The sequence below is a fragment of the Amycolatopsis sp. NPDC005003 genome (assembly GCF_053600695.1).
The window spans coordinates 298,262-320,756 of record NZ_JBSGAI010000004.1 but is presented as its reverse complement, the minus strand read 5'-3'; the positions used below and the strand labels follow the sequence as shown (position 1 = coordinate 320,756).

At 71.0% G+C, this 22,495-nt stretch carries 21 protein-coding genes; 14 read left to right on the top strand and 7 right to left on the bottom strand.

Annotated features, from left to right (window positions below; genetic code table 11):
* Position 1: 1 nt before the first annotated feature.
* Both ACWED2_RS07345 and ACWED2_RS07340 read right to left on the bottom strand, forming a co-directional pair.
* The gene (locus tag ACWED2_RS07345) at positions 2-607 is read right to left on the bottom strand and encodes a response regulator transcription factor (protein WP_449689573.1); all 606 of its coding nucleotides are present in this window, start codon (positions 605-607) and stop codon (positions 2-4) included.
* A 201-nt stretch (positions 608-808) separates the two neighbouring features.
* Positions 809-1,561, bottom strand: a complete 753-nt coding sequence (locus ACWED2_RS07340; protein WP_449689572.1) for a helix-turn-helix domain-containing protein — start codon at positions 1,559-1,561, stop codon at positions 809-811.
* 457 nt (positions 1,562-2,018) lie between these two features.
* On the opposite strand from ACWED2_RS07340, the gene ACWED2_RS07335 reads away from it, so the two are divergent.
* Positions 2,019-2,198: a hypothetical protein gene (locus tag ACWED2_RS07335; protein ID WP_449689571.1), complete on the top strand. Its 180-nt coding sequence runs from the start codon at positions 2,019-2,021 to the stop codon at positions 2,196-2,198.
* A 292-nt stretch (positions 2,199-2,490) separates the two neighbouring features.
* Positions 2,491-3,096, top strand: coding sequence for a response regulator transcription factor (locus ACWED2_RS07330; RefSeq protein WP_449689570.1), 606 nt, complete (start codon positions 2,491-2,493; stop codon positions 3,094-3,096).
* A gap of 43 nt (positions 3,097-3,139) precedes the next feature.
* Here ACWED2_RS07330 and ACWED2_RS07325 read toward each other — a convergent pair whose 3' ends face one another.
* Positions 3,140-5,518 (bottom strand): sensor histidine kinase, encoded by a 2,379-nt coding sequence (locus ACWED2_RS07325; protein ID WP_449689569.1) that lies wholly within the window; start codon positions 5,516-5,518, stop codon positions 3,140-3,142.
* Positions 5,519-5,675: 157 nt separating this feature from the next.
* Positions 5,676-6,191 (bottom strand): DUF899 family protein, encoded by a 516-nt coding sequence (locus tag ACWED2_RS07320; protein WP_449689568.1) that lies wholly within the window; start codon positions 6,189-6,191, stop codon positions 5,676-5,678.
* A gap of 285 nt (positions 6,192-6,476) precedes the next feature.
* On the opposite strand from ACWED2_RS07320, the gene ACWED2_RS07315 reads away from it, so the two are divergent.
* Positions 6,477-7,097, top strand: coding sequence for an L-threonylcarbamoyladenylate synthase (locus ACWED2_RS07315; protein ID WP_449689567.1), 621 nt, complete (start codon positions 6,477-6,479; stop codon positions 7,095-7,097).
* A gap of 6 nt (positions 7,098-7,103) precedes the next feature.
* Here the strand turns inward: ACWED2_RS07315 and ACWED2_RS07310 are convergent, their stop codons facing one another.
* Complete coding sequence (locus ACWED2_RS07310; protein ID WP_449689566.1) at positions 7,104-7,769, bottom strand: maleylpyruvate isomerase family mycothiol-dependent enzyme; 666 nt, start codon at positions 7,767-7,769, stop codon at positions 7,104-7,106.
* A 146-nt stretch (positions 7,770-7,915) separates the two neighbouring features.
* On the opposite strand from ACWED2_RS07310, the gene ACWED2_RS07305 reads away from it, so the two are divergent.
* Both ACWED2_RS07305 and ACWED2_RS07300 read left to right on the top strand, forming a co-directional pair.
* On the top strand, positions 7,916-8,299 hold the full coding sequence (locus tag ACWED2_RS07305) for a YciI family protein (RefSeq protein ID WP_449689565.1): 384 nt from the start codon (positions 7,916-7,918) through the stop codon (positions 8,297-8,299).
* 1 nt (position 8,300) lies between these two features.
* Positions 8,301-9,533 (top strand): RNA polymerase sigma factor, encoded by a 1,233-nt coding sequence (locus tag ACWED2_RS07300; RefSeq protein WP_449689564.1) that lies wholly within the window; start codon positions 8,301-8,303, stop codon positions 9,531-9,533.
* A 58-nt stretch (positions 9,534-9,591) separates the two neighbouring features.
* On the opposite strand, the gene ACWED2_RS07295 is transcribed toward ACWED2_RS07300, so the two are convergent.
* Together ACWED2_RS07295 and ACWED2_RS07290 are read right to left on the bottom strand one after the other, a co-directional pair.
* Positions 9,592-10,290: a winged helix-turn-helix transcriptional regulator gene (locus ACWED2_RS07295; protein WP_449689563.1), complete on the bottom strand. Its 699-nt coding sequence runs from the start codon at positions 10,288-10,290 to the stop codon at positions 9,592-9,594.
* A gap of 61 nt (positions 10,291-10,351) precedes the next feature.
* The gene (locus ACWED2_RS07290; RefSeq protein ID WP_449689562.1) at positions 10,352-11,167 is read right to left on the bottom strand and encodes an AfsR/SARP family transcriptional regulator; all 816 of its coding nucleotides are present in this window, start codon (positions 11,165-11,167) and stop codon (positions 10,352-10,354) included.
* Between the two features lie 483 nt (positions 11,168-11,650).
* Here ACWED2_RS07290 and ACWED2_RS07285 point away from each other — a divergent pair, with 483 nt between their 5' ends.
* The 9 genes from ACWED2_RS07285 to ACWED2_RS07245 all read left to right on the top strand — a co-directional run bounded on the left by ACWED2_RS07285 (position 11,651) and on the right by ACWED2_RS07245 (position 22,464).
* A complete protein-coding gene (locus ACWED2_RS07285) occupies positions 11,651-12,556 on the top strand; it encodes a helix-turn-helix transcriptional regulator (protein WP_449689561.1) in 906 nt (301 codons plus the stop codon).
* 29 nt (positions 12,557-12,585) lie between these two features.
* The gene (locus ACWED2_RS07280) at positions 12,586-13,581 is read left to right on the top strand and encodes a DUF1702 family protein (protein ID WP_449689560.1); all 996 of its coding nucleotides are present in this window, start codon (positions 12,586-12,588) and stop codon (positions 13,579-13,581) included.
* Positions 13,582-13,677: 96 nt separating this feature from the next.
* Positions 13,678-14,661 carry a DUF1702 family protein gene (locus tag ACWED2_RS07275; RefSeq protein ID WP_449689559.1) on the top strand — a complete coding sequence of 328 codons (984 nt, stop codon included), beginning with the start codon at positions 13,678-13,680 and terminating at the stop codon, positions 14,659-14,661.
* On the top strand, positions 14,658-16,631 hold the full coding sequence (locus ACWED2_RS07270; protein WP_449689558.1) for a CRTAC1 family protein: 1,974 nt from the start codon (positions 14,658-14,660) through the stop codon (positions 16,629-16,631). Before ACWED2_RS07275 ends, ACWED2_RS07270 begins: the two co-directional genes overlap by 4 nt.
* Position 16,632: 1 nt before the next feature.
* The gene (locus ACWED2_RS07265) at positions 16,633-17,637 is read left to right on the top strand and encodes an enediyne biosynthesis protein (RefSeq protein WP_449689557.1); all 1,005 of its coding nucleotides are present in this window, start codon (positions 16,633-16,635) and stop codon (positions 17,635-17,637) included.
* Entirely contained in the window at positions 17,634-19,010 is a 1,377-nt protein-coding gene (locus ACWED2_RS07260; RefSeq protein WP_449689556.1) for a cytochrome P450, read from the top strand. Before ACWED2_RS07265 ends, ACWED2_RS07260 begins: the two co-directional genes overlap by 4 nt.
* A 35-nt stretch (positions 19,011-19,045) precedes the next feature.
* Complete coding sequence (locus ACWED2_RS07255) at positions 19,046-19,615, top strand: DUF5987 family protein (protein WP_449689555.1); 570 nt, start codon at positions 19,046-19,048, stop codon at positions 19,613-19,615.
* A complete protein-coding gene (locus ACWED2_RS07250; protein WP_449689554.1) occupies positions 19,612-21,264 on the top strand; it encodes a GMC family oxidoreductase N-terminal domain-containing protein in 1,653 nt (550 codons plus the stop codon). Before ACWED2_RS07255 ends, ACWED2_RS07250 begins: the two co-directional genes overlap by 4 nt.
* 141 nt (positions 21,265-21,405) lie before the next feature.
* Positions 21,406-22,464, top strand: a complete 1,059-nt coding sequence (locus tag ACWED2_RS07245; protein ID WP_449689553.1) for a carboxymuconolactone decarboxylase family protein — start codon at positions 21,406-21,408, stop codon at positions 22,462-22,464.
* Positions 22,465-22,495 lie beyond the last annotated feature (31 nt).

Genomic DNA, 22,495 nt, shown 5'->3' with positions numbered 1-22,495 from the left:
CTCAGAGCCACTCGGCTTCGGTGGCGATGCGGATGGCGTGGACCCGGTTGCGGGCGTTCAGCTTCGTCACCACCGCGGCCAGGTAGTTGCGGACCGTGCCGGCCGAAAGGAAGAGCTGCGAGGCTATGTCGGCGACGGTGCGCCCCTTCGCCGCCAAGGCCAGGATCTCGATCTCGCGGGGGGTGAGCGGGCAGTCGTCGGTTTCCCAGGCCGCCAGCGCGAGTTCGCTGTCGATCACCCGGCGGCCGACCGCGACCGAGCGGACGGCGTTCGCCAGCTTGTCCGAGGGCGCGTCCTTCAGCAGGAAGCCGTTGACCTTGGCGTCCAGCGCCCGGCGCACCGTGCCCGGGCGGCCGAGACTGGTCAGGATCAACGTGTGGACGTCGGGCAGGCTCTCGTGGATCTCGATCGCCGCGGACAACCCGTCCTTGCCCGGCAGGTCGATGTCGATGACCGCGACGTCGGGCTGGGCCGCTTTGGCGGCGGGCAGGATCTGGTCGCCCGAGGACACCTCGGCGACCACTTCGATGTCGGACTCCAGGTTCAGCAGGGCGACCAGAGCACCGCGGACCATGTGCATGTCTTCAGCCAGCAAGACCTTGATCACGACGGTACCTCGCACCCCAGTCCGGCGACTCCGACGGCAATTGTACGCCATTGCCCGGCGGTACCGGCGTTTTCGCAAGCACATCGGCGAATGCGACGGAAATAGCCGGAATCGGCATCGCGCGGACGGCCGCGCGATGCGGCGAGTCCGCCGCCGGTGGATCGGCGGGCGGCGGACCTGGCGGCCGGAATCGCGCGCCGGTCAGCTGGCCCTCGGGCGCGCGAGGGCGGCCTGGCGGAGGTCGGGCAGGGCCAGCAGGACCGGCGGGTCGAAGCCCTGCCGCGGGCGCAGCCGGACGTCGGCGAGGCTCGCGGTGACCCCGCCCTGGACGGTCACCGGCCCGGCGAGGCCGGTGAACGGCCGCTGCGTGCGGTGGTGGTCGAGGGGGGTGGTGCCCTGGGCGTGCGCCAGCACGTACCACGAGCCCAGCGGGACGTCCGCCAGCGTGAACGGCCCCGGTCCCGGCAGGATGGCGTGCCGGGCCGGCACACCCTCCGCGATCCGGGCCGCGAAGAGCCCGACGAACACCGGCCCGGCCTCGGCCTCCGGGGCCACGCGGACCTGCCCGCGCAGGGTGGTCCCCGAACCGGGTTCGTCCCGCCGCTCGGGGATCATCGGCGACCTGCCGCGCAGCTGGCGGTAGCCGGACGGCGAGACGCCGACGCTGCAGCTGAAGCGCGCGCTGAACGTGCCGACGCTGTTGTAGCCGACCTGGTGACTGATGTCGGCGACCGAGATCACGGTGGTCGTGAGCAGGCGTTTGGCCTCGGCCAGCCGCAGGGCGGACAGGAACCGGCCCGGCGACAGCCCGGTGACCCGCAGGAACACCCGCGTGAAGTGGAACTTGCTGAACATGGCCGCGCGGGCGAGGTCGTCGATCGTGAGCCGTTCACCCAGGTTGTCTCGCATGGTCACGATGGCGCGTGCCACGGCTTGCCGGACGATCTCATCCATGGTGGGCCGTCCCCTCAGCTTGACGAAGCCGCCCGATCGCCTTCCGGTGCGGGCATCGGTGCGGAGAATTGATTCCGGCTGAAACTGTAGGTCCGCGGCCGTCTACTTCTTAAGTGCTCTGTGCACCGGTCGGCGTGGGTTTCACCGGTGGTCGACATGCGTTTTGCACATGCGTCGTTTCGGCGCCCCGGTGCCGGGTACCCGCGCATGAACAGCCTCGACTCCCAGCCGGCGAATGATCACTCAGTGTATATGTATGCTCGCCGATGGTGATCGAACCGGGCCTGTCGGGCGCCCGTTCGACGATTTGCTGGGCCATTCGGAGTCCTGGTGGGAACCGCGCGGAGTATGTGGAAACCACAACGTCCCGATGATTCGGACACTGGCTGCTGCGTAAGTGCTTTGCGAAGATTCGAAGGCATCCGAAAAATTCATCTTCGCCGCTGGGGAGTACATTATGTCTGCACGAGTTTCCGTTGATGTCCGCGCGCTTTTCGCCGATATGGGTATCGAGTGCGAATCGGCGGCCACCGACCTCGTCATCGATCGGTTCGGGCAGTGGGCCGACGACGTCTCGGCCGACGTCTCGCCCATCCGGGCGAGTGTCTGCCGGTTCGACGTCCTCGAGGCAGCCTGAACCGGGTTTCCGCAGTTCCCCACCCGCGCCGAGCCGGTTCCGCCGTGTCACTGGCACGCCGCGGGACCGGCTCGGCGCGGGTGGAGCGCGGGGTCCGCGGCGGCCTGCCGCGCGCCCCGGGTGGTCACCGCCAGTAGTCGGCCGGCCGCGCGGGTCGACATTCTCAACCTGGTGCTTACCTCTGTATGCGGATTTGCTGCCGCAACGGCGAAAGGTGCCCGATCGGTGCAACCGATTCGCCGAGCAGAATGTTTAACTGAGCTCCTGGGGAATCGTGAGTGCGGAGGCACCCTTGATCAGAGTGCTGGTTGCCGAGGACATGCACATCGTGCGGGGTGCACTGGTCGCCCTGCTCCGGCTGGAGCCTGACATCGATGTCGTCGCGGAGGTCGCGTCGGGACTCGACATCCTGCCCGCGGCGAGGGCGGAGCGGGCCCAGGTGGCGGTCATCGACATCGACCTGCCGGGCAAGGACGGCCTCACCGCGGCCGGTGAGCTGCACGAACAGCTGCCGGAGTGCCGGACCCTCATCCTCACCAGCCTCGGCCGGCCGGGCACGCTGCGGCGCGCCCTGGACGCCAAGGTGGGCGGTTTCCTGCTGAAGGACGCGCCTCCCGGCAACCTGGCCAACGCCGTGCGCGGGGTGCTCGCCGGCCGCCGCATGGTCGACGGTGCCCTCGCACTGGCCGCCTGGGACACGGCGGACTGCCCGCTCACCGGCCGGGAGCTGGACGTGCTGCGGATGACCGCGCAGGGGTACGGAACCGTCGAGGTGGCCGCGCGGCTCTACCTGTCGGCGGGCACGGTCCGCAACTACCTGACGACGGTCGTGACGAAGCTGAACGCCCGCAACCGGGTGGACGCCATCCGGATCGCGGAGGACTCCGGCTGGCTGTGATCGCCGCACGGACCGCGCGCCGGCGAGCTCGCCGGCCAGTGGTTCAGACCGGCACGACCGCCCGCAGCCGGAACCGGCCGTCCGGCTCCACGCGGGCCGTCAGTTCGCCGCCGAGATCGGTGACCCGGTGCGACAGGTTGCCGATGCCGCTGCCGGACGAGGGGTCCGGGCCGGGCACCGCGAGCTCTTCGCTCCCGGCCGGTTTCCCTTGTCCGGACGACGACCCGTTGTGGCCGGCCCCGTTCCGCTCCACGCCGTCGTTCACGATGTCGAGGCTGATCCCGCCGTCGGTCCGGCGCATCGCGATCTCACAGCTCTCCACTTTGCTGTGTCGCAGCACGTTCGTGACGCCCTCGCGCAGGACCACGGCCAGCACCGTCTTGACCGGTACCGGCAGGTCCTCTTCGAGCATCTCCATGCGCACCCGGACATCGGCGGCCACCAGCACCGACTGCGCGGTGCGGGACTCGTTGTCGAGAGACAGTTCCCGGTAACCGCTGGCGACGGACCGGACATCGGAGAGGGCCTGCCGGGTCAGGCCGAGGACCTCCCCGAGCTCTTCGGCGGCGCGGTCGCGGTCGAGCGGCAGCACCCGGGCCGTCAGCTCGCTCTTCAGCGCGATCGCGGAGAGGCTCATGCCGAGCAGGTCGTGCAGGTCGCGGGCGAAGCGCAGACGCTCTTCGGCGAGGGCCATCTCGGCCAGCCGCCGCCGGGTCTCGTCCAGCTCGGTGACCAGCCGGACCAGCCACAGCAGCCCGAACACCGACAGCCCGGTCAGCACGGTCGCGGCGGTGTAGAAGACGGTGGACGTGATGTCCGCGCCCGAGATCCGCTGTATCTCCGCGTAGGCGGCGATGTTGAGCACGAAGAAGATCCAGCCCGCCACGGGCGGCAGCACCAGCAGCGCGCTGCCGATCAGCAGCCCCGGCACGCTGACCCAGTGCGGGCCCAGCGGCAGCAGCGGGAGGTAGGTCAGGCAGGCCTGGACGAACAGCATGCCGTAGCTCTGGGCCGAGCGCAGGTGGGTGGTGGGCCGGTTGAAGTACGAGAACTGCAGCGCCAGCAACGCCACGATCGAGCCGACGACCAGCACCACTTCCCACGGCCGGGTGGTCAGATCGAGCACGTGCACCGTGGCGCCGCAGCCCATCAAGCCCATCACGACCGCCAGCAGCCTGCCGATCCGGCGGGACTCGGTCTCCGATCCCCCCTCGGCGCCGGGCCCGGCCGCGGTGCCGGAGCGTTCGGGCACGGGCAGCTCGACGCGCAGCCGGAAGCGGCCGTCCACGGTTTTCGCGCTCGCCGTGCCGCCGAGCGCCGCGACGTCCTCGGGCAGGGTCGTCAGGCCGCTGCCCGGCTCGAGCGCGGGGTCGTCCGCCGCCACTCCGTCGTTGACGATCTCCAGGGTGACCTTGCCGTCGTGGTGCCGGACGTCGATCTCGCAGTGTTCGACGTCGCTGTAGCGCAGGACGTTCGTGACCCCTTCGCGAAGCACTTTCGCCAGCAGCGTGCGGGCTTGGACCGGCAGGTCGCCCTGGTCGAGGTGGATCCGCACGGCGATCTCGGACGCCGACAGCAGCGATTGGGCCGTCCGGGACTCCTTTTCCAGCGACAGCTCGCGGTAGCCGTGGGACACCGCGCGGACGTCGGACAGGGTGCGTTGGGCGGTGGCGCTGATCTCGCTGAGCACGGCCTTCGCGCTCGCCACGGACTTGCGCATCAGCCGGTGCACGAGCTCGCCCTTGAGCGCGATCGCCGACAGGTTCAGCCCGAGCAGGTCGTGCAGGTCGCGGGCGAAGGCGAGCCGCTGCTCGGCGACCGCGCGCTGGGCCAGCTCGGTGCGCGCCCGGTGTAGCTCGTGGACCATCCGCGAGAGCCGGGCCAGCAGGTAGAAGAGGATGCTGTAGAAGCCGGCCGCGATGACGCCGCCGTAGATGCTGGTCAGCAGGGGCGCATCGAAGGCGAGGTAGACCCCGACGACGCTGAGGCAGACCGCGCCGAGCGCGGGCCAGGCGTACCGGGGCGGCAGGATGAGCAGGACCGCGCCACCGACGAAATCGGGCATGTCCGCCCAGAAGATGCCGAAGGTCGGGATCGGAACGTAGGCCAGGACGATCACGACGGCCAGCAGGATCCGGCTGGTCTTCGAGTCGAGCCGGGCGGTCGGGCGGCTGAACCACAGCAGCTGGATCGCCAGCAGCCCGGCGACGGCGGCGATGGCGTACGCGACGTGGAAGGCGTCGACCGAGGACGGCAGCAGGCTCACCACGCCGATCACGCCGAACCCGGTGATGACCACGATGATGATCGCGGACGCCAGGTAGGTGGCCAGCCGTGGGCGACGGTCCGCCGCGGTGGTGCCGCGAGGCTCGGCGGTGGCCGAGCGCGCCGGCGCGGGCTCGAGTGCGGCGACCGGAGACATCAGTGCGGACCCCCGGAATCTGCGCGGCAGACCTGGCCCCGCGCCGGCTCGGTCTGGGCGCTGCGTGCGTGCTGTGGCTTGATCCTAACCCACCGCAGCGCGGTGGAAGGGATGTGAAAGCGGCCCGGACGGCGGCGGGGCGGGCGCTGCTGTCCGGTCAGCGGTGGCCGGAGGCGGGCGGGAACCCGGCACGGCCGTCGAGCAGGCTCAGGAAGTCCAGTGGCGGCACGGCGACCGACCCGGTGTGCAGCACGGAACGGTCCACCAGCCGGAAGAAGCTCAGTCCGGCCGCGTCCTCGTCCCACGGATCGCCGCCGGCGTCGGCGGGCAGGTGCCGGGTGGCCGGGAAGTCGTCGGTGAACGCGGTGCCCGCGACCGAGTACGCGGCGATGTCCCAGCCGAGGTGCCGCCGGTACTGTTCGAGCTTGGCGTAGGGCACGCGGGAGACGAGGACCAACCGCAGATCCGGATCGTGCAGCGCGGCGGCGAGGTCGGCGGCCGGCACCACGTCGGCGGGGCCGCTGTGGTCGGCCATGGGGTGATGCACGGCCAGCCTCGGCCGCCCGCCGAACAGCTCCGCCAGCGAAACGCGCCCGCGCAGGCCTTCGAACAGGTACTTCCCCCCGGCCACGGCTCGGGGGCGGTCCAGCTCCGGCACGGTCAGCTCCGTCATGACTGGTCCCTCCCTGGCAGCGGTCTCACAGCGGATTGTGGCCGTCCCGCCCGGCCGGGCCCAGGATCCGGCCCGGAAAGCGCAAACTGGGAGACGCGCCGACGGCCGCGGCGCCACGGGCCGGCGCTGCCGCCTCGTTCGGGCCGCTTCGGACGGACACCGAGGTGGGGCGGCCGGGTTCCGGGGTGAGCGGGCCGGCCGCGGTGGCCGTTCGGCGTCCGCGGTGGGCGGTGCCGGCCGGGCCCGCCGTGCCGGGCGTGGCCGGCGCGCCTAGGCTTTGCGGTCATGGCACGCTACTTCGACCTGCACCCGGAGAACCCCCAGCGGCGGTCGCTGGGCCAGGTCGCCGAAATCCTGCGCGGCGACGGGCTGATCGCCTACCCGACCGATTCGTGCTTCGCGCTCGGGTGCCGGCCGGGCAACCGGACCGGGCTCGACCGGATCCGTGCCATCCGCAAGCTGGACCACCGGCACCACTTCACCCTGGTGTGCCAGGACTTCGCGCAGCTGGGGCAGTTCGTCCACATCGACAACGCCGTGTTCCGCGCGATCAAGGCGGCGACCCCGGGCCGCTACACCTTCATCCTGCCCGCCACCAAGGAGGTGCCGCGGCGGCTGATCCACGAGAAGAAGAAGACGGTGGGCGTGCGCATCCCCGACCACCACGTCACCCAGGCACTGCTGGCCGAGCTCGGCGAACCACTGCTGTCGAGCACGCTCCTGCTGCCGGGCGAGGGCGAGCCGATGACGCAGGGCTGGGAGATCAAGGAAGAGCTGGACCACCAGCTCGACGCGGTGCTCGACTCCGGTGACTGCGGCGTCGAGCCGACGACCGTGGTCGACTTCTCGTCGGGGGAAGCGGAGATCCTCCGCGTCGGCGCGGGAGACCCGGCCCCGTTCGAGTGACGCCGGTCAGCTTTCCAGCAGGTCCAGCCACTCGGCGGTGCGCCGGCCGGTGAAGGTCAGCGAAAGCGCTTCCGCGAACCGGCGCCCGGTCACCAGGAGGCAGAAGTCCTCGGCGGAGCCGGTGACTCGCCCGGCGGCGTCGGCCGGCCCGAAGTCGAACCGCGCCCCGGACGGGGCCAGCAGCTCGAACCGGAACGGCTCGGCGGGCGGCGTCAGCCCGTGCCTCCGGTAGGCCTGGTCGCGGTTGCGCACCCCGAAGTAGGCGACGTGACCGATGGCGTCGTCGCGCCGGATCCGGACCCCGAAGGTGTCGGCGATGTCCTGGCCGCCGGCGAAGAGTTCGCTCAGCGCGGCGGCGGCGAGCACCGACGGCCGCAACGGCCCCTCCCGCCAGGGAAGCTGCGCGTCCGGGGCGGCGGAGGCGAGGAGGGCGTTGGCTTTCCGCTGCTCGACCAGCCACCCCAGGATCGCCTCGTCGAGGCCGTCGAAGGACACCTGGGCGGTGACCCCGAACGAATCCGGGCTCTCGACGCTCAGCCTCAGCAGCCGGGCGGTCGAGGTCAAGCGGGCGAAGTGCGTGGTGACGTCCGGGGCCGTGCCGTAGCCGTGCCGTTCCGCCAGCGCGGCGAGCGCTTCGGTCTCCGCTTCCAGGTCCGTGAACACGTCCGGCATGGGGGTCGCCTCTCGTCCGCAGCCGCTGGTGCACCTGGCGCGAGCGTGCCACGTCCGGGCCGCGGAAGGCGTCTCTCCGTTTGCTCCGTGCCAGGTCGGCTATGTTCGTCACGACGGTGCGCAGGCGGGACGAAAGGGAATCAGCCGTGAAATTTCTGCTGGTCATGCACAACCGGCCGGAAGTGATGAGCCGGTTGTCCGAGCAGGACATGAACGCCGTGATGACCGGGCACCAGGACTTCATCCGGCGGATCCGCGAGTCGGGCGAGCTGCTCAACACCCAGGCGCTGGCCGAACCCGGTGCCGCTGCCGTCGTCCGGGTGCGCGACGGCCTGCCCGCGGTCACCGACGGGCCCTTCCTGGAGTCCAAGGAGTTCCTCGCCGGTTTCTACCTCGTCGAGTGCGCGAGCCGCGAGCGCGCCTACGAGCTCGCGGCGATGATCCCGGACGCCGGCATCGAGGGGCTCGGCATCGAGGTGCGGGAGGTCGTCTACTTCGCGGACGCCGGATCCGAAGCGCCCGGTTCCTGACGTGCCCGCCGAAGCCGCCCTCACCGAGGTACTGCGCCCGCTCGTGCCGCAGGTGCTCGGCGCGCTGGTCGGCCGCTACGGCCAGTTCGAGGCCTGTGAGGACGCCGTGCAGGAGGCGCTGCTCGCGGCGACGCAGCAGTGGCCGGACGAGGGGGTTCCGGCGAACCCGCGCGGCTGGCTCGTCGCGGTCGCCACGCGCCGGCTCACCGACCTGTGGCGCAGCGAAAGCGCGCGACGGCGGCGTGAGACGGCGGTCGCCGTCCAGGAGGAAAGCGTCGACGGCCCGGACCCGGACCGGCCGCCCGACCAGGACGACACCCTGACCCTGCTGTTCCTCTGCTGCCACCCCGCGGTCTCGGCGCCGTCCCAGGTCGCGCTGACCCTGCGTGCTGTCGGCGGGCTGACGACCGCGGAGATCGCGCGGGCGTTCCTGGTTCCCGAGGCGACGATGACCCGGCGGATCACCCGGGCGAAGGAAAGCATCGCGGCCGCCGGCTCGACGTTCCACCCGCCGTCCGCGGCGGAGTTCCCGGACCGGCTGCGGGTCGTCCTCCAGGTGCTGTACCTGATTTTCAACGAGGGCTACACCGCGACGTCGGGAGACGAACTCCGGCGCGGTGAACTGGCCGTCGAGGCGATCCGGCTGACCCGGGCGGTGCACGCGCTGCTGCCCGCGGAGGGCGAGGTGGCCGGCCTGCTGGCCCTGATGCTGCTCACCGACGCGCGCGAGAACGCGCGCACGGGGCCGGACGGCGAACTGATCCCGCTGCCGGAGCAGGACCGGAGCCGCTGGGACGCGGCGATGATCGCCGAGGGCTGCGAGCTGATCGACCGCGTCCTCGGTCGCTCGCCGGTCGGGCCGTACCAGGTGCAGGCCGCGATCGCCGCGCTGCACGACCGCGCGCCGAGCACCGCGGAGACCGACTGGCCGCAGATCGTCGAACTCTACGAGGTGCTCCAGGAGCTGATGCCGGGGTCCGTGGTGACCTTGAACCACGCGATCGCCGTGGCCCAGGTGCACGGCCCGGCCCGCGGTCTCGAACTCCTCGGCTCGATCGACGGCACGCAGGACCTGGCCCGGCGGCTCGACGCGGTCCGGGCGCACCTGCTCGAACTCGCCGGTGAGCACGACCTGGCCCGCCGGCACTACGAGCGGGCGGCGGAGCGGTCGGCGAGCCTGCCCGAGCGGCGCTACCTGATGGCGCAGGCCCGCCGGATCGGGCTCACTCCGTGACGCGGCGTGTCCCGGTTCCTCCGGGACACGCCGCCGCGGCGAAGGCGGGTTCGCGTCCTCAGCGGACGCTGATGCCCGAGGGCGGTTCGGGCGCGGCCGGGACGTGGAAGAGGCGGCCGAACAGCTCGAGGTCGGCCAGACCCCCTTCGATCGCCACCCGGCCGGACCGGACCGCTTCCGCGGCCGTCACCTGACCGCTCATCAGGTCGATGATCGCCGGCCCGTGGGCGGCGCGGATCACCAGGTCGACCCCGGCGAAGCGGCCCTCGGCCACCTTGACGGCGCCGTCCTCCACCAAGGCGTGGACGACCATCCGGTCGTTGTAGTGGATCTCGAAGTTGATCTGCACGCCTTCGGCCTCCTCGGCGCGGAAGGTCGTGTACAGCGAAAGGATCGCCGAGTCGAGGGTGAAGACGTCGTCCGGGCCGGGGCGGTTCAGCGAGCGGGCGCCCCACAGGCCCAGATCGAGCAGCACCTGGTCGAGTTCGCTGCCGTACTGGGTGAGTTCGTACACCAGGCCGGCGTCGAGCTCGGCGCGGACCCGGCGGCGGATCACGCCGTTCGCCTCCAGCTCGTTCAGGCGGGCCGAGAGGATGCTCGGCGGGATCTTCGGCAGGCCGGCCTGCAGTTCGTCGTAACGCTTCGGCCCGAGCACGAGGTCCCGGACGACGAGCAGCGACCAGCGCTCACCGATGATCTCGAGGGCGCGGGCGAGGCCGCAGAACTGGCCGTAGGCGCGGGTTTGCGGAGCGGGCATCGAACTTCCTCACTTCTGGGTCGGGCACTGCGTCGGACGGGTACGGCGGGTGCCTGGGCGGTCAGCGGTGGTCACCTTCGGAGATCAGGTCCCGGTGCAGCATCTGGATGTCGTCGCACGGTTCGACACCCAGCTCGTCGGCCAGCCGGGAGCGCAGCCTGCGGTAGACGGTCATCGCGTCCGATCGGCGGCCGCTGCGCCCGAGGACGCGCATGAGCTGGCCGTGCAGGGCTTCGTCGAGCGGACTGCGCGTGCTCAGCGAGCGCAGCTCGCCGATCAGCTCGCGGTGGTGGCCTTCGGTGATTTCGGCTTCGATGCGCAGGTGCAGCACCGTGCGGCGCAGCTCCAGCAGCTCGGTGCGGTACGCCGAGAGCACCGGCCCGCACGGGAGGTTCGCCAGTGGCGTGCCGGACCAGAGGGCGAGTGCCGACCGGTAGGCCCCGGCGGCCGCGGCCTGGTCGCCTTCGTCCTGCCGGTCGCGGCCGAGGCGGTGCAGGTCTTCGAACTCGTGGACGTCGACCTGGGACGGTTCGATGTGCAGCGTGTACCCGGACGGCTTGGTCACCAGCATCTTGTCCGCGTCGGGCGCCAGCATGTTCTGCTGGATGCACCGGCGGAGGTGGTAGACGTAGGTGTGCAACGTGGTCCGCGCCGTCCGCGGCGGGTTCTCGGACCAGAGTTCCTGGATCAACGTGTCGATGTGTACCATCCGGCCCGGACGCATCACCAGGACCGCAAGCAGCTGCAGGATCTTCGGCGTCGTGGGTGCGTGGTCCACACCATTGCTGAGCACTTCCAGCGGACCGAGCACCGTGAAGCGCACACCCCGCTCCAGTGCACGCACCGTGCCTTGGGTTCGCCGCTCGGCGGAGTACATGGCAGCCTCCAGCTTTTTCGATGTCCGCGCGATCCCCAGTTCGTGCTCACAGGTCGGTGGACGGCCGACTCCGGGCTTCCTGTCGAATGTGACAGAGTGCCGGAACCGCGGCCAGTGAACCGCCCACCAGAGTCGTTGTGCGTTCTTCCGGGGCGGCACCTGCGTTTCGCACGTCCTCCGGGTGCGCGGCGCACCCGGGGCGCCCGGGCGAACCTGGGCCGACGCCGTGGCCGCGTTCCCCGGAACGGACCAGGCGTCGCCGCGGCCGGACCGGAAGCGGCCCGCCGCACCGGCATCCGGCACACCGCGACCGTGCGTTCCGCACACCGCGGCCGAGCGAACGGCACCGGTGCCGGTGGCGACCGCACGCGGCCTCGTCTTCTTCCGGCCCGATCCTCCATCGCTCGTCCATCGAACTGCGACGGCGCCCGTTTTCCCTGGCAGCAGGAGAACTGCCGCGAGGGGAAACCAGAGGTAGGACTGATGATGTTGCGATCGGTTGCGGCCGTGGGCCAGGACTGGGATTTCGACGACCGGCGGGGCGAGCCGGCCCTGGAACGAGTGGAAAAGTCCGTCCGGCCTGCGGTGCTGCAGGCGATCTCTTCGATACAGGAACGGTACTTCGAGCCGATCACGCTCGCGGACCTGGCGTCGGAGGTGTTCGTCAGCAGGTTCCACTTCTCCCGGATGTTCGCCGACGCGACCGGGGTGACTCCCGGGCGCTTCCTCACCGCGGTGCGCCTGTTCGAGGCGAAACGGTTGCTGCTGACGACGTCGCTGAACGTCTCCGACATCGTGTGCAGCGTCGGCTACAGCAGTGTCGGCACCTTCACCAGCCGGTTCTCGCGCGCCGTCGGCATGACGCCGACGCAGTACCGGGAACCGCAGGTGGCCGAGCTGCTCGTGGCGATTTCGCCCACGTACCAACGGCTGCCGTCGCTGCGGACGCTGCGGGCCGCGGGCCGCAGCTGTGCTTCGCTGCAGTCCGGCACGGGTGTCCTCTCGCTCCAGGTGGACATGCCGATCGGCGCGGGACCCGCGGACCTGCTCGTCGGGCTCTTCGCCGACCCGGTGCCGCAGTGCGGGCCGGTGGCCTTCGGCGGCCAGGCGAACGCGGGCCCGGGCGAGCTGGCCGTGCACGGCGTGCCCGCCGGGCGGTGGACCGCGATCGCGGTCGCGCAGCACCGGCCCGGCGCCGCCGGACCGCGGTTCTCGATCGGCTACTCGGCCGTGCAGGTCTCGCCGTACGGCCAGTCCACCGGCCGGGTCGTCCTGCGGGCCCCGGCCCCGACCGACGCGCCGATCGCGATCACGCTCGCGTCCAAGCAGTCGCCGTTCACCCAGCGGATGCTCGCCGCGCAGCGGCCGCACCTGCGCTCCGTCGCCTGATTCCCCGACCGACGAAGGACGAAATCACGATGTCCACTGTTATTGGAGTGCTGCGCAAGCGCTTGCTCGCCCCCTCGCTCGCCTCCGTCGGGTTCGCCGACCGCGGCTTCCCGGTCACCCACACCGACGCGACGGCCCGGCTCGAAGCGGTGCCGCAGGCGGTCGTGGTCGGGTTCGAGTGGGCCATCGAAGGCGCGTCGCTGTGGGAGATCGAGCGGCGGCTCGCGCTGATCGAGCCCGAGCAGCGCGGCTTCGCCTACGAGGGCGCGACGATGGGTTACACGATCCTCGACGCCATGCCCGGCGGCGGCCGTGACCGCACCCGCGCCCTGCTCGAAGGTCCGGCCCGCCCGCACATCTTCCTGACCTACATCGGGATCGGCTTCGCGATGGCGCGGCTGCCGCGTCCACTGTGGAAGAACATCCTGCCCGAGCTGACCGGGATCGCCTACCACCCGGTGATGAGCTGGCTGGCCGTCGACGGCTTCGGCTTCGACCGCGCCTACTTCGACACGAAGAAGTGGGTCGAGGAGCAGGCCGAGCCGGAGCCCTACCCGTGGGCGGGCCGCCCGGAGTACTTCGGCCGGGCGTTCGACCAGGGCGTCGGCCGCGCGCTGTGGTTCATCAACGGCGGCAACCCGGACGCCGTCGCCGCGGCGGTCGGGCGCTTCGCCGAGCACCGCCGCGCGGACCTGTGGAGCGGGGTCGGGCTGGCCGCGACGTTCGCCGGCGGCAGCGACCAGGGCGGGCTGGCCCGGCTGCGCCGGGCGTCCGGGGAGCACTACGACGAGCTCGCGCTCGGCGTCGTGTTCGCGGTGAAGGCGCGGACGTACTCCTCGTACGTGCCCGCCCACACCCACCTCGCCGCCGGCGTCCTCATCGACCTTTCCGTGCAGGGCACGCAGAACCTCGCCGATCGCACCGAACAGGCCGACGGCGACGACGGCCCGGTGCCGCCCTACGAGCTGTGGCGGCAGCGGATCCGGGCGGAGTTCGACCCGGCCGCGCGCCGGCGCACCGCGTGACCGGCGTGATCACGGGCAACCGCGGAGTAGAGCACCGACCAGCGAATCTGTGACCGTAGAAGGAACATCCCAGTCGACCCGAAGGGGGAGAGTGCGTTGGGCAATGGCTGGCGTACGCTCAGGCGCCGCATCCTGACACCGAACGTCTCGGAAACCTTGCTGGAGAAGCGGGGCTTCCACCGGAAGAGCCCAGCCGCACAGGAGCGGCTCGAGACCGTCGGGGAGAAGTTCCTCCTCGGGTACGCGCACGCGGTCGAAGCGAAGTCGGTCGGGCAGGCCGAGGAGTGGCTCGAGCGCATCCCCCCGCAGTTCCGCGGATTCGCCTACGAGGGCGCGGGAATGGGGTACGGCGTGCTGGACGGCCTGCCGTTCGGCAAGAGCACGAACATCGCCGAGTTCCTCGCCGGCCCCGGCGAGAAGCACGACTACATCATCTACGTCGGGGTGGGCTGGGCCATGTGCCGGCTCCCGCGGTTCGCGTGGCCCAAGGCGTCGGCCTTCGACCCGCTGCTGCGCTGGCTGGTCCTCGACGGCTACGGCTTCCACCAGGCGTACTTCAAGACCGAAAAGTACATCCGGAACCAGTACCAGGAGCCGGGTTTCTCCTGGCCGGACCGCCGTTACGACGGTTACGCGCTGCGGGCCATCGACCAGGGCATCGGCCGGGCGCTGTGGTTCATCTGCGGCACCGACGTCGAGCTGGTGACCAAGACGATCGAGGAGTTCCCCGAGTCGCGCCACGGCGATCTGTACGCCGGGGTGGGGCTGGCCTCGACCTACGCGTGCGGCGTCACCGCCGACGAGCTGGCGGAACTGGTCGACCGGGCCGGGATCCACCACGGGCCGCTGGCGCAGGGAAGCGCTTTCGCCGCCGAGTGCCGGGTGCGCTCGGGCCTGCTGATCCCGGAGACCGAGATGGCGGCCCGGGCGATCTGCGGACTGTCCGCCGAGCGCGCCGCGGCCATCACCCAGGAGGTGCGGCCGGCCGTGGTCGTCGACGGTGACGACGTCCCGGCCTTCGAAATCTGGCGGCAGCGGATCGCCGAAGAAGTGCTGACCCACGGAGGGAAGAAGAAATGACCGCGACCTTCGGCTGGCTGCGCAGGCAGCTGGCGGGCATCGTGGCGCTGGTGCTGATCCTCGGCCTGTTCCTGGTCGCCCGGCTGCCCAGCGTCTCCGCCGCCGAACAAGACTCCCTGGCGGGCAAGTTCCACTTCACCCCGATGACGATCGCGCTGCCGGCGGCCAAGAAGTCGCAGTCGATCCGGACGGTGAACAAGGAGTACGAGAAGATCGCGGCCTGGATCTCCTCGGTGGGCGCCGCCATCGCGATCAACGACATCAGCGGCAGCGGCAAGCCCAACGACCTCTGCCTGGTCGACCCGCGCAGCGACCAGGTCGTCATCACGCCGGCGCCGGACTCCGGCCCGCGGTACGCGCCCTTCGCGCTCGACCCCGCGCCCGCCCTGCCGACGTGGGACTACATGGCACCGATGGGCTGCGTCCCCGGTGACTACAACGAAGACGGCCGCACCGACGTGCTGGCCTACTACTGGGGCCGGTCCCCGGTCCTGTTCCTGCAGAAGGCCACCGCGACGAAGTTCGACGCCTCGGCGTTCCAGCCCACCGAGCTGCTGCCGGGCAACCACCGCGGCCCGGACGGCAAGTACAACGGTCCGCTGTGGAACACCGACTCGGTCACCATCGGCGACTTCGACGGCGACGGGCACGTCGACGTCTTCGTCGGCAACTACTTCCCGGACAGCAAGGTCCTGGACCCGAACGCCGACGGCGGCATCACGCTGAACCAGTCGATGTCGCACGCGACGAACTCGGGCGCCAAGTACGTCTTCCGCTGGACCGGCGCGACGTCCGGAGCGAACCCGGGCGCGACGTTCGTCGACGCTTCCCAGGGCATCCCCGAGTCCGCGCGGCTGGGCTGGACGCTGGCCTCCAGCGCGACCGACGTCAACGGCGACAGCCTGCCGGAGCTCTACATCGCCAACGACTTCGGGCACGACCACTTCCTGTACAACAAGTCCACGCCGGGCCACATCGAGTTCGTCGAGGTCACCGGGGTCCGCGGGATCGCCGACCCGAAGTCGAAGGTGCTGGGCCACGACTCCTTCAAGGGGATGGGCGTCGACTTCGGCGACCTGAACCACGACGGCCTCTACGACCTGTTCGTCAGCAACATCACGACGTCGTGGGGCATCGAAGAGTCGAACTTCCAGTTCATGAACGAGGCCAAGGACAACGCGGACCTGACCAAGCAGTTCGAGAACGGTGTCGCGCCGTTCCACGACGACAGCGCCGAGAAGGGTACGGCGTGGTCCGGCTGGGGCTGGGACGTCAAGATCCAGGACTTCAACAACAGCGGCGAGAACCAGATCGCCCAGGCGACCGGGTTCGTCAAGGGCCAGGTCAACCGCTGGCCGAACCTGCAGGAGATCGCCACGGCCCACGACGGCCTGCTGTCCAACCCGTTCTGGTGGCCGAACGCCCGCGCCGGTGACGACATCGGCGGCGACCAGACGCTGCACTTCTTCGTGAAGAGCGCCGACGGCCGGTACACCGACCTCGCGCCGAAGCTGGGGCTCGCGGTCCCGGTGCCCACCCGCGGCATCGCCGTCGGCGACACCGACTCCGACGGCCTGCCCGAGTTCGCCGTGGCCCGGCAGTGGGAAGAACCGATCTTCTACCACAACGACAGCCCGAACCCCGGCAAGTACCTGCAGCTGAAGCTGACCACCGACGCCCCGGTGGCGCCCGGCCCGCTGCCCGCGGCCGGCGTGCCCGCGATCGGCGCCCAGGTCACCGTGACGACCTCGGACGGCAAGAAGTACCTCGGCCGGGTCGACGGCAGCAGCGGCGAGGCCGGCCGGCGCAGCTTCGACGTCCAGATCGGTCTCGGCCAGAACGTCAGCGGCCCGCTCGACGTGCACCTGCAGTGGCGCGACCGGACCGGGCAGCTGCGGACGCAGGACCTGAAGCTCGAACCAGGCTGCCACATGTACCAGCTCGGCTCCACGGCGAAGGAAGCGATGTGACATGACCACCCCGACTCTGACCAAGGTGGACAGTGCGCCACCGAAGCGGACCAACAAGGTCATCACCGCGCTGCGGCGCTTCGCGATCTCGATCACGATCTTCAACATCGTCGGCTACACCGTGCTCGGCTTCGAGCAGCCGTGGCTGTACCCGTTCGTCGCGCTGGCGACCGCGTACACCACGGAGATCGCCCTCGAGATCATCAACGCCCGGGTGACGCACCGCGACGTCCGGTTCCGGGGCAACGGGTTCAAGGGCCTGATGGAGTTCCTGCTGCCGGCGCACATCACCGGCCTGGCCCTGAACATGCTGACCTACGTCAACGACCAGATCCTGGTGATGATGTTCGGCGTCGCCGTCGCGGTCGGCACCAAGTGGATCCTGCAGGCGCCGGTGTACGGCCGCATGCGCCACTACATGAACCCGTCGAACTTCGGCATCACGATCATCCTGCTCGTGTTCCCGTGGGCCAGCATCGCCCCGCCGTACCACTTCACCGAGCAGATCCCCACCTGGGGCGGCTGGCTGATCGTCGGCATCATCCTCGCGTCGGGCACCGTGCTCAACGCGATGCTGACCGGCCGGATGTTCCTGATCGCGGGCTGGCTGAGCTTCTTCGTCGTCCAGGCCTTCGTCCGCGGCTGGATCTTCGGCACGTCGATCTCCGGCGCGCTGGCGATGGGCACCGGCGTCGCGTTCGTGCTCTACACCAACTACATGGTGACCGACCCGGGCACGTCGCCGTCGAAGCCGGCTTCGCAGTTCCTCTTCGGGTCCGGCGTGGCGCTCGCGTACGGCTTCTTCACCGCCGTGCACGTGGCCTACGGTCTCTTCCTGGCCACCGCGACCATCTGCCTGATCCGCGGGATGTTCCTGTGGGGCCTGCACTTCTCGAACAAGGCCCGGATCAGGTTCGAGGCGGACCAGGCCGCGCAGAAGGCCAAGCTGGAACTCGCGTCGGCGCCACCGGCCGGCGACGAGAAGCCCGGGGCTGTCGCGGCATGACCGCCGGATCGGACCAGGCCCGGGCGGCGCGCACCGCGCCGCCCGGGCCACCGCGCCGGGCGACGTTCCGGTTGCTGAAGCAGCTCTTCACCGACCGGCTCGCGCTCATGGGCGACAACGCCGAGACCTACGGCGACGTCGTCCGCATCGCCATCGGACCGAAGGCGATGTACCTGGTGAACCACCCCGACCTGGCGAAGCACGTCCTCGCCGACAACGCCGCGAACTACCACAAGGGCATCGGCCTGCAGGAGGCCCGCCGGGCCCTCGGCGACGGCCTGCTCACCAGCGACGGTGAGACCTGGAAGCAGCAGCGCCGGACCATCCAGCCGGTGTTCCAGCCCAAGCGGATCTCGCGCCAGGCCGCGGTGGTCGCGTCCGAAGTGGACGGACTCGTGAAGCGGCTGGCCGAGCACGACGGGCCGGTCGAGATCCTGCACGAGATGACCGGCCTGACGCTGGGCGTGCTCGGCAAGACGTTGCTCGACGCCGAGCTGGGCGGCTACGAAACGCTGGGCCACTCGTTCGAGGCGGTGCAGGACCAGGCCATGTTCGAGGCGGTCACGCTCAGCATGGTCCCGCAGTGGGTGCCGCTGAAGAAGCAGGTGGAGTTCCGGACCGCGCGTGATGACCTGCGCCGGATCGCCGACGAGCTGGTGGACCAGCGGTTCGCGAACCCGGTGGAGAACGGCGAGGACGTGCTGTCCCGGCTCATCGCGTCCGGGTCCGGGCAGGGTGCGTCGCGCGAGCGGATGCGGGACGAGCTGATCACCCTGCTGCTGGCCGGGCACGAGACCACCGCGAGCACCCTCGGCTGGGCGTTCCACCTGATCGACGAGCACCCGGAGGTCGGCGATCGGCTGCACGCCGAGGCCGTGGAGGTGCTCGGCGACCGGCTGCCCGAGTACGAGGACCTGCGGCGGCTGACGTTCACCGTCGCCGTCGTCGAGGAGGTCATGCGGCTGTACCCGCCGGTGTGGCTGCTGCCGCGGATCGCGCAGGCCGACGACGAGATCGGCGGGTACCACGTGCCGGCCGGGTCCGACGTCGTGGTCGTGCCCTACACGCTGCACCGGCACCCGGAGTTCTGGACCGACCCGGAGCGCTTCGACCCGGGGCGGTTCACCGCCGCGGAGCGGCCGCCGCGGTACGCCTACCTGCCCTTCGGGGCCGGGCCGAGGTTCTGCATCGGCAACAGCCTCGGGGTGATGGAGGCGGTGTTCGTGCTCGCCATGGCCGCGCGCGACCTGGAACTGCGCAAGGTGGCGGGCAAGGTCGTCGAGCCCGAGGCGATGCTCTCGCTGCGGGTGCGCGGCGGGCTGCCGATGACGGTGCACCGCCGGGAGCGGCTGCGGCGGTCCGAAGCCGCCTGAGTTCACTGTGGACCTTTCGATGAGGAGGTAGGCCGGTGCAACCCGAGGCCACCGAAGAAGAACGCTTCAAGAACATGACCCTCGAGGCCTACGCGGACACGATCGTCCCGGGGGAGAAGCGGTCCCCCGAAGACCGGGCGATCGCCGGGGCCGCGCCCGGTCCCGGCTCGGTGGCGGCGGGCGCGCTCGACCTGCTGAACTTCGACGCGACCGGCGTCACGGCCGGCCTGCCGTACCTCGCGCAGTCGCTCAACGACCACGCGAAGTCCTACGCGGGCGAGGTGGAGCTGGAGCTCGACCACGACGTCCCGCCGTTCGTCGCGCTGCCGTACGAGCACCGCCGCGAGCTGGTGCACCGGCTGACCACGCCGGGGCACCCGGAGAAGGACGGCTGGGTCAGCCTCGCGCTGTTCTGCAACATGGCCTTCGACAGCGCCGCGCACCGGCACACCGCCGAGGCCATCCGCGACGGCCACCCCGGCCTGCTGGCGCTGGGGTACACCCCGCCGGACGCGGACGGGTTCTGGCGGTTCCCGAAGTACGGCTACGGCCGCAAGCTGGCCGAACTCCACCCCGACACGACTGCTTCCGGGAGCCCGGCATGACTGCCATCGACAAGACCGACGTCGTCATCGTCGGCAGCGGCTTCGGCGGGTCCATCCCGGCCTACCACCTCGCCGCCGGCGGGGCCAAGGTGACCGTGCTGGAGCGCGGGCCGTGGCTGGCGGCCGACGACTTCGAGCACGACTACCTGCTCGGCTCGTCCTACACCCGCGCGTTCGACTTCGTCGTCGGCGACGGGATGAGCGTGCTGGGCGGCAACTGCGTCGGCGGCGGCAGCGTGGTGTACTTCGCCGCGATGCCGCGGGCGCCCCGCTTCGTGTTCGAGCGCCACGGCAGCATCGGGCGGCGGATGTGGCCCTCGGTCATCTCCCGCGACACGCTGGAGCCGTGGTACGACCGCGTCGACGAGTCGATTCCGGTGTCCAAACAGGACTGGAGTGACGTCTCCTACGCCGGTGGCCTGTGGGCCGCGGCCTGCAACCACTCCGGGCGCACGGCGAACCCGGCGCCGGTCGCCGTCGACAACGCCACCTGCGTCAACTGCAACTTCATGATGGCGGGCTGCAAGTTCGACGCCAAGCGGTCGATGCTGACGAACTACCTGCCCGCCGCGCTGGCGCACGGCGCGCAGATCCGGCCGCTGCACGAGGTCCAGCGGCTCGAGCGCACCGAGGACGGCGGCTACCGCGTCCACTTCGACATCGTCGACGACGAGGACTACCGGATCCACACCGGCAGCGGAGTGATCGAGGCGAAGGTCGTCATCATCGCCGCCGGCGCCGGGGCCACCCCGGTGATCCTGCAGCGGTCGGAGGCGGCGCTGGGTGAGATGCCGCACGGCGTCGGCCGGTACTTCTCCGGCAACGGCGAGCGGCTCAACACCGCGATCATCGACGAGGACCGCGTCCGCGAGGTGCTCGGCCTGTCCCGTGAGGACGGGCCGGTGTACTCGGCCAACCACATCGGCAAGGGCCCGACCGTCGCGAACTGGGACAAGCTCGACGGGTCGCTGCCGGAGTACGAGCGGTACTCGCTGGAGCAGCTGTACTTCCCGCCGGGACTGGGCACCATCCTCGCCCAGGTGCCCGGCGGCGAGGAGCCGCGGTGGTACGGGGCGGAGAAGAAGGAGATCCTCAAGCAGTGGGCCAACTGGCTCACGATCTTCCTGATGACCGAGGACGACAACGAAGGCGTCTTCGGCGCCCCGCCGCCGACCGGCAACGCCTACCGGATCTCGCAGCAGATGCTCGGGCGCGGCCCGCTGCGCTACGACCCGACCGAGAACACCCGGCACGGCTGGGCGCTCGCGGACGCCGACTGCAAGGCGATCATCGAGAAGGACGGCCTGGCTCGCGTGGCCCCGTGGACGAACGACGTCGTCGGGGCGTACACGGTGCACCCGCTGGCGTCCTGCCGGATCGGGGACGACGCGGCGACGTCCGCGCTGCACCCGAACCACGAGCTGCGCAACCACCCGGGCATCTTCGTCACCGACAGCGCGTCGGTGCCGGGGGCCTTGACGGTGAACCCGGCGATGACCATCGCGGCGCTGGCCGAGCGTTCGATCCCGGGCATCGTCCGGGAGCTGCAGGCCCGCGGCGTCGACGTCAAGTACGGCGCCCCGGCTCCGGACGGCTCGATCACCGGCCGCCGCGCGGTGTCCAAACTGGACCTGGTCGCCGGAAACTGAGGTCCGAAAAGGTCGACACGCGTGATTGGAGGGACGACACGCCGGGGTGAGGTGCGCCGGCCGTGTCGTCCCTCCAATCACGTGAGCTGACCCTTCAATCACGCGTGTCGGCGTTCTGATCACACTGGTTTGGAGGCATTCATGGCACCGGGGTTGGTGCGGGTTGCGTTGCGGCGGACTTTGCGGGACGTGAAGTACGTCGATGTGGTCCGGCCGAGACGGGCGCGGGGGCTCGTGCGGGACGTCTACCGGCAGGTGGAACGGGACTTCGGGATGCTCGCCCCGCCGATCGCGCTGCACTCGCCCGCGCCGGACGTGCTCGCCGCCGCGTGGCTGGTGCTGCGGGAGTCGCTGGTCGCGGCCGGGACGGCGAGCCGGGCGGACAAGGAGGTCGTCGCGGCCGCGGTGTCGGCGGCGAACTCGTGCCCCTACTGCGTCGAAGTGCACGGCATGGCGCTCGGTTCGCTGGGCGAGCCCGACGCCGCCGCGGCCATCGAGGCCGGCGACACCGGGGCCATCCCGGACCGGGACACGCGCGCGCTGGCGGCGTGGGCGCGGGGCGAGGGCCGGTTGCCGTCGGACGTCCCCGCCGGCACCGCGGCCGAGTTCACCGCCGTGGCCGTCGCGTTCCACTACCTCAACCGGGTGGTCAGCGTGTTCCTCGGCCCGTCGCCGTTGCCGGAGGCGGTTCCGGCGCAGGCGCGCCCGAAGGCCAAGGCGGTACTGGGACACCTGCTCAAACCGGGGGCCGCGCCGCCGGCCGGGGCGGCGTTGCCGCTGCTGCCCGCGGCCGTCACCGACGGCCCGGGCTGGGCACCGCCGGGCAGCACCCTGGCCGGCGCCTTCGCGCGCGCCACGGCGGCGATCGAAGCCGCCGGGGAACGCTCGGTGCCGCCCGGCGTGCGCGAGCTGGTCCGCCGGGAAGTCAAGGCGTGGGACGGCCGACCACCCGGGCTCAGCCGGGCGTGGGCCGAACCGGTGCTCGCCGAGCTGCCCACCCGCGAGCGCGCGGCCGGCCGGCTGGCGCTCTTCACCGCCAAGGCGGCGTACCAGGCCGACGCCGGCGTCCGTCCGGAAGGGATGGACGATCGCGCACTGGTGGAGCTGGTGTCGTGGGCGGCTCTCACCGCGGCCGTGGCGGCCGGTGAGCGGCTGCCGCACCGCCCGCGAAGAGAAGACTCCCCAGGTCGGCGCGGGTGATGATCGAAAGGTCAGATCGCCCGCCGGGGCG

Coding starts and splice junctions, on each gene's coding strand:
- ACWED2_RS07340 (WP_449689572.1), bottom strand. CDS start 1,561: ATGGATGAGATCGTCCGGCAAGCCGTGGCACGCGCCATCGTGACCATG.
- ACWED2_RS07335 (WP_449689571.1), top strand. CDS start 2,019: ATGTCTGCACGAGTTTCCGTTGATGTCCGCGCGCTTTTCGCCGATATG.
- ACWED2_RS07325 (WP_449689569.1), bottom strand. CDS start 5,518: ATGTCTCCGGTCGCCGCACTCGAGCCCGCGCCGGCGCGCTCGGCCACC.
- ACWED2_RS07320 (WP_449689568.1), bottom strand. CDS start 6,191: ATGACGGAGCTGACCGTGCCGGAGCTGGACCGCCCCCGAGCCGTGGCC.
- ACWED2_RS07315 (WP_449689567.1), top strand. CDS start 6,477: ATGGCACGCTACTTCGACCTGCACCCGGAGAACCCCCAGCGGCGGTCG.
- ACWED2_RS07310 (WP_449689566.1), bottom strand. CDS start 7,769: ATGCCGGACGTGTTCACGGACCTGGAAGCGGAGACCGAAGCGCTCGCC.
- ACWED2_RS07295 (WP_449689563.1), bottom strand. CDS start 10,290: ATGCCCGCTCCGCAAACCCGCGCCTACGGCCAGTTCTGCGGCCTCGCC.
- ACWED2_RS07290 (WP_449689562.1), bottom strand. CDS start 11,167: ATGTACTCCGCCGAGCGGCGAACCCAAGGCACGGTGCGTGCACTGGAG.
- ACWED2_RS07285 (WP_449689561.1), top strand. CDS start 11,651: ATGATGTTGCGATCGGTTGCGGCCGTGGGCCAGGACTGGGATTTCGAC.
- ACWED2_RS07280 (WP_449689560.1), top strand. CDS start 12,586: ATGTCCACTGTTATTGGAGTGCTGCGCAAGCGCTTGCTCGCCCCCTCG.
- ACWED2_RS07270 (WP_449689558.1), top strand. CDS start 14,658: ATGACCGCGACCTTCGGCTGGCTGCGCAGGCAGCTGGCGGGCATCGTG.
- ACWED2_RS07265 (WP_449689557.1), top strand. CDS start 16,633: ATGACCACCCCGACTCTGACCAAGGTGGACAGTGCGCCACCGAAGCGG.
- ACWED2_RS07260 (WP_449689556.1), top strand. CDS start 17,634: ATGACCGCCGGATCGGACCAGGCCCGGGCGGCGCGCACCGCGCCGCCC.
- ACWED2_RS07250 (WP_449689554.1), top strand. CDS start 19,612: ATGACTGCCATCGACAAGACCGACGTCGTCATCGTCGGCAGCGGCTTC.
- ACWED2_RS07245 (WP_449689553.1), top strand. CDS start 21,406: ATGGCACCGGGGTTGGTGCGGGTTGCGTTGCGGCGGACTTTGCGGGAC.